Origin of the sequence: Aquiflexum sp. (assembly GCF_041751335.1) — a bacterium.
In the GTDB taxonomy this organism is placed as follows: Bacteria; Bacteroidota; Bacteroidia; order Cytophagales; family Cyclobacteriaceae; genus Aquiflexum.
The window spans coordinates 1-11,146 of sequence record NZ_JBGSXS010000448.1 but is presented as its reverse complement, the minus strand read 5'-3'; the positions used below and the strand labels follow the sequence as shown (position 1 = coordinate 11,146).

Sequence of the window (11,146 nt, the reverse complement as noted above, 5' to 3'; positions counted from 1 at the left end):
AAATTATGCCATCCCCGGGGACAACCCATTTGTCAATAATGAGGAAGGATTTAAGGAAGAAATTTATGCCTACGGCCTAAGGAACCCTTGGCGCTTTAGTTTTGATTCCCAGACCAATGAACTTTGGACAGGTGATGTGGGACAGAATAGGGCAGAGGAAATAGACATCATCACCAAAGGGGGGAATTATGGTTGGAGAACCATGGAAGGTTTCAGTTGTTTTAATCCTGCCAGTGGTTGTGACCAAGAAGGTCTGATATTGCCCATTTGGGAATATACCCACACAAATGGTGACAGGTCGGTTACAGGAGGCTTTGTCTATAGAGGTACTGAAATAACAGAATTGCAAGGATTATATATTTATGGTGACTTTGTTTCCGGTAGGATATGGACAATGGATTTCAGTAATTTGGATAACCCTGTAAATACTTTACTGATGAGGGCCAATTTTCCCATCTCCTCCTTTGGCATTGACCAATCCAATGAAATGTACCTTTGTGGCTTTGATGGGAAGATTTACAGGTTTGGGTATGAATGAGCTCAATTAAAATCCTAAGTTATAAGGACGTAGTTGTAAGTTTTCATTCATGGTGATTATTTGTTAAAATTGAATTACCCAATCGAATCTGTAAAAAATCAAATTTATCGTCAATATCAACTCTTGTCTGATAATTTTTTTGTAAATTAAGCAAATAACCAAATATAAAATTGATATGGGAATTGTAAAAGTGATAGAGGTAATTGCTGCCTCAGAAATTGGAATTGAAGACGCAATGCAAAAGGCTGTAAGCGAAGCTTCAAGTTCTGTAAGAAATATTGACTCAGTGTTTGTTAAGGATATTAAAGCGCATGTAGAAAACGGAAAAATCACTACTTATGGGGTAATTTGTAAAGTATCATTCAGAGTGGATTAATTTTTCAATCACTACAGATTCATTTTATTTCATAAAGGAATCATTAATGGACTTTTCTTTACAAATCGCTGAAAAGAACCATTTTTGAAATCCGGCTAAATCATGTATAGAATTTTAGCCGGAGTGTATATTTATGTTCGTTCTATTTCATATTTCACACTCATACATCTTCGCAAAGACGAAGATTTGTTAAAATCCTGTCCGGGTTTTTAGCACATTTTACAAGGAAGCGACTATCTGAGCATTCTTGGTAAGTGTGGACAACTTCTTATTGTAATGATTAAAGAGCTCTGTATTGGCTGTCATTTCTGCGGCTTTTGCTGCACCCTGTAGGCTGTTGAACCTTTCAGGACTACGATCCAAGGCAAGCTCATAGTGCTTCAAAGCCTCTTTGGGCATATCCAATTCCAAATACATGTCTGCAAGTAATTCACTTGCAGGCAACAGTTCTCCAGGCGTGATGGGATGTTTGTTGGTGGCCCGCTCCCTTTTTTCTGCCTCTTCCATCAATTCAAGTGCTTTGGTTTTGTTGCCTTTTGCAAATTCAGTCCATGCATTGACAGTTAAGGTTTGAACCTTTACCTGTCCAGACCAGTAGGGGTTTTTTATTTTTTCAGATAGGGATAGAAGTGTTTTGGAAGCAATTTGTGCTTTTTTAATATCACCGGATCTGGCAGCCCCAAGTCCTATGGCAAAGTGACTCAAAGCTTCAAATTCAGGAAAAATTTCCCAGTCAATGTTCTTGCCTTTTCTGGGCAAAATGTCCTCAGCAAGTTTCCAGTTGTGCCTTTCAAGGGCATACCGGGCTTCACAAGAAGCCAGAGCATAGGCGGAAGCCGGATGCATTTCTATACTTCCCTGCAGTCCTTCTATTTCCTTCAGCTCCTCTATTACCTCCCTGTCTTTCATCTGTTGCAGTAGAGCATATACAATATAGTCTTTGGCATGTAAAAAATGCAGGGAGACCCTGGATGGGGAGGATTTTTTGGCCGCTTCTGCCGACCTTCTGTTCCATTCCACAGATTCCTCCCACATCCCCAATCTTGTAAAAATATGGGAAGGCATGTGCAGGGCATGGGCAACTTGGGGTGCAATCTTACTGAAGTTGTCAGCGGCTGTTTTGGCTTTTTCGGCAAGTTCGGGATAATCGTAAGCATGGATGGTATAGTGAAATCCACCTGGATGATCAGGGATTTCACGAAGAACTTCCTGTGCCAATTCACCGGCCAAAAGCTGATTGGTGTATGTTTTGTCCTTGGGATCCGCCACTGCAATCAAGGAAAGTGCATAGAAGGACTTAATTTCCATGTCTTCAGGAAAATCCCGGTAGGCCTTTTCCCAGGCCCCATTCCAGTTTCGAAGGCGGTCGGCAAGAGGACTTTTTATTCCTTCCCGGTAATATCCGGCTATTGCTTCTGCAAAAGCCAATTCTTTGTCGCCATTGGCAAGTACACCGCATTTCTCGGCCATTTCCCAGCCTGTCTGCATTTGAATTTCAGTAGGCTGATCACCCCATAGGGGATGTATATAACTCATGGCTTTTCCCCAAGGCCCCCAAATGCATTCCGGGTTACTTGTAATTACCTTGTCAAAAATAGTTTCGGCTTCGTCATAGGTCATATGATGGATAAGGGCAAGGCCAAGATGAACAAGAGAATCTGTCTCAGGACTGCAGTTCCCGGTGTATTGAACAGTTCCGCAAATGGTGATTCCGTAATCATCAGCGAGATATTCGGAGGTTTTCTTTTGGCTTTCACATGAAATTATGGCAAGAAGGAGTGCCATACCCAAAACAGTATCGGACAATAATTGCCAGGAACCTGTCGAATGCCTGCTTAAGGAACATTGATCATTTGATTTCATTGGTGGATTGTTTTTGAATATTAAATCAATTACCCAATACCTCCCCTTCAAAAGAATCATTTTAAATATTTAAGGGAGTAAGATGTATCACATCAGTTCAAACTTATGTGATACCTTTAAGTACGGGAAAATCACATTAATTCGGATCTGATTTTCCAATGTGCGAATGGAGGGCTTATAAATTACTGAGAATCAACGATACATATGGTGTGTGACTTTGATTGCCCGAATAAAATTAACCCTACTTTGTCAAGTTTCCAATGTAATCCTTATATTTTAAACATCTTTCATTTTTCAGTTAAGTATTTGTCCAGGGACTCACGGATCTTGCCGGAAGGCCTATCAGCAGATGGATCAATTATTTTCCCCTCTTCATCCAATAGTAAAAATCTAGGGATGGCATTTACCATAAAATGTTGGGTAAGATCGGACTTCCAGGCATTTTCGGCAAACCACTGAAGGCCTTCCATGTTTTTGGCTTTGACCATCTTTTCCCAAGGTTCCCGGGTATCATCAATGGATACCGTCAGAAATTCTACTGGTTGATCTTTATATTCTTCTTTCATCTTATCCCAATGCGGATGTTCTGCGATGCAGGGCCCGCACCATGTAGCCCAAATATCAATATAAACAAGATGACCTTTCAGATCAACCAGTTTTACTTCCTCGCCTTCAATATTGGTGAAGGTAAAATCCGGAACATCTTTTCCGGGACTGATGGGTTCCCATTTATCCTTTAATTTTTTTAGTTTTTCGGCATACTTTGGAGACTCATTTTCTATCATGAATTTCTCATAAGATTCTTCTACATGGACAGGTCCGCGGTAATCCAAATTAGATTTTATGGAGTTATAATGAAAATGATCCTTTACGGTTTTATCTTTTAATAAAGAGTCTATGGCAAGCATGCTCGCTTTTTCATAGGCATTTTCACTTGACGCAAATGAACTGTCACTTTTCATGATTTCACTTGTGAGATTTGAAATCCGCTTATAAATTAATGAGGTGTAGGTCCCTACATTGAGAAGATGCTTTTGATCTAAGGGAACAGCAGCTAATTTAGCATTCACTTCATCGTTGGGGAAATCTATTGAATCCTGTGGTTTTTTGGTCACATAAGCATGATACATTGGATATTGTAAATCAAAGCCAAGAGGTGCATAGTTAAAATACGCCTCTTCTTCGGTGATAAATTCAGGATCTACATTTTCCTGCATTTTGAATTCTTCAAATTTGACTTTTGAAAGCGCGAAAAGACTATCTTTTGTTTTAAAGTAGTCATCTTTCGATTTTCCCATCAAATCCGTTGGATTATTTAGGCCGCTTTCTTTATCATATTGATCTTTTTCAAAGAGATACCTGATTTCTTTTTCATGATCTCCCTGCACATCAAAAGTACCGGAAATGTCTTCCGCATCTGCGGTAAGATAAATACTGTCTCCCGGGCTTAGGTAGAGGCTAAAATTGGTCCGTCCGTAATATAAACTATAACTCGAACTTTCATCACCTTCAAAAACCAGTTTGAAATTCCCATCCTCATCTATTTTTCCACCTGCAATATCTCCGTCCTGATAAATTGCAATATCTTCTGTTTCAAGATTTTCGATTTTTCCGGAGACGATAATGGTCGGGTCCTGTGGTTCAGATTTTTGGGAACAGCTAAATGCCAAAATCAAGATAATTAAGGAGGAATTGATGAGTTTTTTCATGATCTGAGGGTTTCGAGGGAGGACTGAAATAAACAGTTAATTTTGTAAAAAAAGATCGGCAAGATTTTTATTGAATTTAAATTTACTACTAGCCTTTTAAAATTGAAAGTTAAAAAATTATAAAAATCTTTTGTTAGGAAACCACTTCTCCGAATTAGGGCACTTTTTATTTTACATGGGTTCTACCAGCTTATTAATAACATCTTCGAATGCTTCCTCAAGAATGTATTTTTCATCAGGTCGTAATAAAGCAACGGTATCCCCTAAGAACTCCGCATCAGTTCTCTTTGCTTCCAGGTTTAAGAGAAATTGCTTTTTCGTAGGAATGGCCTTGTCCAAAGAGAAGCTCATATATTCTTTAAAGCATTTGACAACTAATCTAGGATTTACGTGTGAAGTAGTCAGTGCCTTCCAAAGGTCAAACAAATCTCTTCCCTTTCTTCGCTGGTATAAAGCCCGTAGTTTTGTTCCCAATAATTCTTCAAGAGAATAGGTGGTTAAATTGCATTTGTCATTAAACCATTCTGAATCAACTGAAAAAGGCTTCTTTTCCCAACCTAGAACAGAAAAATGCTCACGGCAATTGATTTCAATTTTAAGTTTCATTCTTTGAATAGGCGGAAACTCAGACTCAAAACGATAATAAATGGTGTTATTATCCTTTCTTGGAGTGACATTTGATTTGCCAAGAAACGAAAGTGCTTTCTGTAAATGTTGAATTGTTTCTTTTATAGGTTCTGATTTGATTTGAACTAAGTCAATGTCCTCTGAATATCTAGGTTGTGGTTGCAGAAACAATTTATGTAGTGCTGTTCCACCTCTAAATGCTAAGCGACTGGCCAGGAATTCATCTTTGAAAATTTCAACCAATGCTCTGCAAATTACAAGGTCTTGTTCCACTTGTTCATTTGTTTGCCATGGAACATTGTTGCTCCATTCGGTTATGTATGCTTGGGGAATCATTCTTCAAGTTCAATTTGTGTGTTGATAATCAATTTCCATTTCCCATTCAGATGTCCCTTTTTTCTCTCTCCTGATGCCTTTAATGGGATCTGATAAAAAGTTTTCCCTGCTTTACTACATAGATTGTAAATCTTTTGTGCAAGTTTTTTTCTGTACACTATTTCTTCGAGGATAAATCCTAACCTCTGCAATGATGTGACATTAGCATAATCAATTAGCTCATCGGTTATGTCTTTTTGCTTTACTTTTTCAATCAATTCATTAATTACAGTTGAAGCTCGGTTAAGACCACCTATTCTCTTTTCATAATAAATTAGGTCTATTGCAGTCAGTAATGGATTTGATACATTGAGGTATCCTGTTTCCGTTTTGTTTTTATCAACAACCGTGTCAGGTGGAAGTTGCCTTGTGCTGATGTAGTTTATTTTAATCCCTTTTTTTTGGGTGGTTCTCAAGACTGGATATTCGGTTATTACGAAATATTCTTGAGGCTGCTGATGAGAGGCTCCATGCAATGCCGCAGCATTTAAAAGTCCCACATAGTATTTTCGTCCAAGAAACTTCATCAGTCCGTCAATAAACATTGCCGGTGGCAAAATTCCTTTTGAAGAATACTGAGGAGGGATGATAAGATAATAGCCCTTGAAAATAGAAACGATTTTTACCTTTTCAGATAATCTGTCCAACATCCTTTTTATGGCTATATCAGTATCAGAATGAAAACTCTGGATTAGTTCGGTAAGGTTGAATGCCAATCTACCTTTAGATTGACATTCCTCTATCCATTCCTCTAATCGGTTATTATTTCTGTCTGAAAGCATATTAGAAATATTTTGCGAAAAGTACCGATTTTCGGTGCTTTTCGCAAAATATTTCTAAATTAATAAGACTTAAATAGGATGCTTTAAACTTAATTTTTGCAGCCTGATTATATGTTTAATTACTTCTGATTACTATTCACCAAATATTAAAAAAGGCCGCACAACTAGCCAATTCCGGAACTTCGGCAATAACCAATCCGCCAAGTCCACCCATTCATGGCTGTAGTGTTGAGCGAATATCGGGTAATTGAAGTAGGAAATAAATTGGATGCCCGATTGCAATTATTCTTTTACGGTCTGAAGAACCTTGTCCAAACCTGCCATTTCTGTTTCCAGGCCTACTTCGGCGTCTCTTTCGGTGTCATGGTTGATAATCCCAATAGGGCCTTGATAATCACTGTTTAGGATGGTTTCGATCATTACATATTCAGAATCACCTTCTCCTACTCCGTAAAATTTCCCGGTATCACCCTTTTTAAGTCCGGCGAGATTGATCGCATAGAGATGGGGTTTGATTTTCGGGAAAAACTCTGAAAACCGTTCTTGATAGGGTGCTGCATGGTGAAAATTGAATACCATACCTACATTGTCTAAATCCAGGTAATCGATGATGGCCATTTGGTTTTCCGGTTCACCAAACCAATTGCCATGGTTGTATAAGGCCACCTTACATCCATTGGCCGCAGCCCTGTCTGCCACATACCGGATCGGTTTGGCCATGGCAGTCACTTTTTCCTCCTGACTTAATGCATTAAAATCCTCGCCTTCTTCCACAAGCAGCCAAATTTCTGTCTCCACCTCGTTTCTTTCTATAAAATCAAAAACGGTCTGCACCCTTGTGTCATTTTCCGGATCATGTCCGCTCATCATCCAAAAGCTTTGCAGCCTGATGCCATTGGCTGTCAAGGCTTCATACTCCTCGTCAAATGTCGGGATATGCTCATCTCTCCAATCATAGGCCAACATAGTAATGCCCAAATCTTTGAGCATTTTGGCTCTTTCCTGAGGGCCGCGCTTCTCCGAATCAAAAGGGACTACACACCAAGCGATCAGATTATCTTTGGAAAACACAGGGTTGTCATCTGCAACAGGAGTTTCGGTCACCTTTTTCTCAGACGGGCTGCATGCAAAAAATGGGATCAAAGAAACCATTAGTAAAATCATGGAAATTCTTTTCAGGGCATTTTGGATGTTGTGGTTCATTGTTTTTGGCTATTTTCTTTTAAGATACAGCAAAAAAGTATTTTCTCATGAAAATGTCAACAAAATACCTTTGGTCATCGGAAATCGATCAATAAAATAGAACTTAAAGATATTCCATTGAATCCACCGACAAAACCATAACCCACGAATCCAACTAATCAAATAAATAACCAACCCTAATGCAAGACCAAAAGAGACCAAAACTTCCTTATTTCAAATCATCTTCTTCCACCACCTTGCCTTCCTCCCCATTTTTTCCCAACTTAAGCAAATCAAAAACCCACAAACAAATGACCTTCCAAAAACACCTTTCTCTTTTTTCCATTCTTTTCCTCTTTTTATCCCAAACCACTTTTTCCCAATCCCTTGACAAACCCAATATCCTTTGGATATCAGTGGAAGATATTAGCCCCATGTTGGAAGCCTATGGCGATAAAAGCATAAAAACCCCAAACATAGACCGATTGGCTAAAGAGGGAATTACCTATACCCATGCCTACTCGACTGTTGGGGTTTGTGCGCCAAGTCGAAGCAGCATCATCACGGGCATGTATCCGGTGAGTATCGGTTCGCACAATATGCGGACGGGACCGCATTATGCTTTCCGGGAACCTGAGAATGAGACCTACAAAGACTATTATGCCCAAAAGGACATCAAGGGCAGAAACGTACCCGAATATGCTACTGTTCCCCCTCCCTTTGTCAAATGCTTTACCGAATACCTCCGGGCAGCAGGCTACTACACCTCCAACAATGCCAAAACAGATTACCAGTTTAATTCTCCCATTACCGCTTGGGATGAAATAGGAAGGGAAGCCACTTATAAAAACAGGCCTGAAGGCCAACCTTTCTTTGCGGTTTTCAACCATGAAATCACCCATGAATCCAGGATTTTTATGAAAAAAGAAGATCCCATGTTGGCGGACAAAAGCATGGTCAGCATTCCAAAATACTTTCCTGAACTGCCCGTAGTCCGACAGGATGTGGGCAGAGCTTATTCCAATATCATGGAATTGGACAAGCAGGTAGGGGATATGTTGAAATCTTTGGAAGAAGAAGGTCTGTTGGACAAGACCATCATATTCTTTTGGTCTGACCATGGAGGACCGCTGTTGAGACAAAAAAGGGCAGTGGGAAATTCCGGGCTGCATGTTCCCCTGATCGTGAGAATGCCCAATGGACAGATGGGCGGCACCAAAGTCGATGACATTGTTTCTCTGATGGATCTTGGCCCTACAGTGATGTCTTTGGCTGGAATAGGACCACCGGATTATATGCACGGAAGGGCTTTTTTAGGACCTCACAAAACCAAAAATCCGCATCAATATTCCTTTGGCTCGGCGGACAGGTTTGATGAAGCCTTGGATATGAGCAGATCGGTCATTGATGGGCGGTATGTCTATATCAGGAATTTTCGACCGGAGCTCCCCTTGATTTACCGTAATGCCTATCGGGAACAGGTGGACATGACCAAAGCCATGATCGAAATGGACCAAAAAGGAGAACTGACAGGAGGTGCTGCCTATATTTTTATGAAAACCAAACCTGTGGAGGAACTCTATGACCTCAGTTCTGACCCGGATGAAATCCATAACCTCGCGGATTCCCCTGAGCATCAAGCAAAGCTGAAAGAACTCAGAAACGCATTGTCAGCTTGGCAATTGGAAATCGGTGACTTAGGATTTGTTCCCGAATATGACCTTGTCAATATGATGTGGCCGGGAATGGTGCAACCCGAAACTGCCCCGGTCAAGTTCGAGACTTTAGGGATTCAGCTTTTGCTGAGCTCAGCAACCGAAGGTGCCAGTATCGCCTATCAGGTAGGAGAGGAGATAGGGGGCAAATATTGGCGGCTATACCATGAGCCTGTTTCTGCTGGCAAAAAAGTGGCTGCAAGGGCAGTAAGGATTGGGTATAAGACATCAACTATTTCACAGTTTCCTAATCCATAAAGTCCTTGATCATATAATAAATTAAGGTCTGAATTCCTTTAAGTAAACATCATTCAAATAGATCTTAATCAATTGGTTCAGATTTTATTTTACATTCTTAATCAAACATCCAATGTTAACTTTAAAGCATTTTCTATTCCTTTTATTTATTCAGCTAAACATAAACCTTTTTGCCCAAGAACAATTCAACTATAACGAATCCAAAGTCCCGGGTTTGGTCTTGCCCGATCCTTTTGTCAGCACCAAGGGTGAAATAATCAATTCGGTAGATGATTGGGAAAGTATCAGAAGACCGGAATTGATGCAGCTTTTCACTGAAAATGTCTATGGTCCTATACCGAGTGATTTTGATGAGATTCATTTTGACGTTTTCGTAGATTCAGATCATCTCTACAAAGAGGTGGCATTGAAAAAAAATGTGGATATCAAGATTACAAGAAATGGGAAAGCTCAGACAATAAAGTTGTTTGTCTTTTTACCTCTTGAAGAAAAAGGACCTCATCCGGTATTTCTATTGATTAGCCATAGAAATGTCCAAGACCTACTTGAAGATAAAGAAGATCAGTTTTTTCCTATAGAGCAAATTGTGGATAGGGGATATGCAGCGGCTGTTTTTGATGTGGAGGATGTTTCACCTGATGAAAAGGAAAGGTTTTCTCATGGAATATTGGATAATCTTTATCCCGAACAATTGGAAATGCCTGAGGGTATGCGAGGTTTGGCAGCATGGGCTTGGGGTGCTATGAGGGCAATGGATTATTTCGAAAACGATATTTCAATAGATCAAAATAGCTCAGCCATAGTCGGACATTCTAGGGGCGGGAAAGCTGCTTTGTGGGCTGGGGCCAATGACAAAAGGTGGGCAGTGGTCATTCCTAATGAATCCGGTTGTGGAGGTGCGGCATTGTCACGAAGGCGGTTCGGTGAAACCGTTAAGCGCATCAATACCAATTTCCCCTATTGGTTCAACGATAATTTCAAGACCTTCAATGAAAAGGAAGATGCATTGCCGATTGACCAACACCTTTTGGCAGCTTGTATTGCCCCAAGGGCTATCTACTTTGCATCAGCCATAGAAGACCAATGGGCCGATCCAAAAGGGGAGTTTTTGTCACTTAAATTGGGTTCCAGGGTCTATTCAGATATTTATGGAATCAAAGTTGACCTTCCGGAAAGTTTTGAAAACCACCAAAGAACTATCCATACAAATTCAGTTGGTTACCACCTCCGTGACGGCAAACACAATCTGACGCTTTATGATTGGGAACGGTTTATGGATTTTGTGGATAAGGAGTTTTTATTGGCACGCTGATAACACTGATTTGACAGATTTTCACTGATTTTTTTACCTGCGCAAATCAGCAAAATCAGCTTCATCAGCGTTCTATTAAAGTCCCAATATCCCGAAAACCAAAAATTCAATCCACCCTCTTATTCGTCTTCAAATACCCCATCAAATCTACAATTTCTTTTTCGGTAAGGTTTTCGAACAAGCCAGGTGGCATCATGGATACCTCTGTCACCTCCTTGGACTGTATGCTGGATTTGTTGATGATGACGGGTTCTTGACCTACTACCCGGAGCGTAATCTGCCTTTGATTTTCTCCGATAACATTTCCGGAATAAGTCCTGCCATCCCGGGTATTGATCACCACCATCCTGTAGTCATCCTGGATTTCGGCACTGGGTTCTATGACATTGAGCAAGATATACTCCACATC

The 11,146-nt window shown here is 40.2% G+C and carries 10 protein-coding genes; 4 read left to right on the top strand and 6 right to left on the bottom strand.

Annotated features, from left to right (window positions below; all coding sequences use genetic code 11):
* Positions 1 to 538: sorbosone dehydrogenase family protein (locus ACEW8U_RS23365; protein ID WP_373524471.1), on the top strand; the 538-nt coding region annotated here is incomplete at its 5' end.
* A gap of 175 nt (positions 539 to 713) precedes the next feature.
* On the top strand, positions 714 to 914 hold the full coding sequence (locus tag ACEW8U_RS23360) for a dodecin family protein (RefSeq protein ID WP_373524470.1): 201 nt from the start codon (positions 714 to 716) through the stop codon (positions 912 to 914).
* A 219-nt stretch (positions 915 to 1,133) separates the two neighbouring features.
* On the opposite strand, the gene ACEW8U_RS23355 is transcribed toward ACEW8U_RS23360, so the two are convergent.
* From ACEW8U_RS23355 to ACEW8U_RS23335, 5 genes are all read right to left on the bottom strand, one after another.
* Complete coding sequence (locus ACEW8U_RS23355) at positions 1,134 to 2,777, bottom strand: hypothetical protein (protein ID WP_373524469.1); 1,644 nt, start codon at positions 2,775 to 2,777, stop codon at positions 1,134 to 1,136.
* A 287-nt stretch (positions 2,778 to 3,064) separates the two neighbouring features.
* Positions 3,065 to 4,486: a TlpA family protein disulfide reductase gene (locus ACEW8U_RS23350; protein ID WP_373524468.1), complete on the bottom strand. Its 1,422-nt coding sequence runs from the start codon at positions 4,484 to 4,486 to the stop codon at positions 3,065 to 3,067.
* A 171-nt stretch (positions 4,487 to 4,657) separates the two neighbouring features.
* On the bottom strand, positions 4,658 to 5,449 hold the full coding sequence (locus ACEW8U_RS23345) for a nucleotidyl transferase AbiEii/AbiGii toxin family protein (RefSeq protein ID WP_373524467.1): 792 nt from the start codon (positions 5,447 to 5,449) through the stop codon (positions 4,658 to 4,660).
* Positions 5,446 to 6,138, bottom strand: a complete 693-nt coding sequence (locus tag ACEW8U_RS23340) for a type IV toxin-antitoxin system AbiEi family antitoxin (protein ID WP_373524466.1) — start codon at positions 6,136 to 6,138, stop codon at positions 5,446 to 5,448. Before ACEW8U_RS23340 ends, ACEW8U_RS23345 begins: the two co-directional genes overlap by 4 nt.
* Positions 6,139 to 6,552: 414 nt before the next feature.
* Positions 6,553 to 7,473 carry a sugar phosphate isomerase/epimerase family protein gene (locus ACEW8U_RS23335; protein ID WP_373524465.1) on the bottom strand — a complete coding sequence of 307 codons (921 nt, stop codon included), beginning with the start codon at positions 7,471 to 7,473 and terminating at the stop codon, positions 6,553 to 6,555.
* A gap of 179 nt (positions 7,474 to 7,652) precedes the next feature.
* Between ACEW8U_RS23335 and ACEW8U_RS23330 the strand changes: the two genes are divergently transcribed.
* Positions 7,653 to 9,425 carry a sulfatase gene (locus tag ACEW8U_RS23330; RefSeq protein ID WP_373524464.1) on the top strand — a complete coding sequence of 591 codons (1,773 nt, stop codon included), beginning with the start codon at positions 7,653 to 7,655 and terminating at the stop codon, positions 9,423 to 9,425.
* Between the two features lie 112 nt (positions 9,426 to 9,537).
* Complete coding sequence (locus tag ACEW8U_RS23325; RefSeq protein ID WP_373524463.1) at positions 9,538 to 10,737, top strand: acetylxylan esterase; 1,200 nt, start codon at positions 9,538 to 9,540, stop codon at positions 10,735 to 10,737.
* A 106-nt stretch (positions 10,738 to 10,843) separates the two neighbouring features.
* On the opposite strand, the gene ACEW8U_RS23320 is transcribed toward ACEW8U_RS23325, so the two are convergent.
* Positions 10,844 to 11,146, bottom strand: a 303-nt coding sequence (locus ACEW8U_RS23320; protein WP_373524462.1) for a hypothetical protein, incomplete at its 5' end; no start/stop codon positions are given.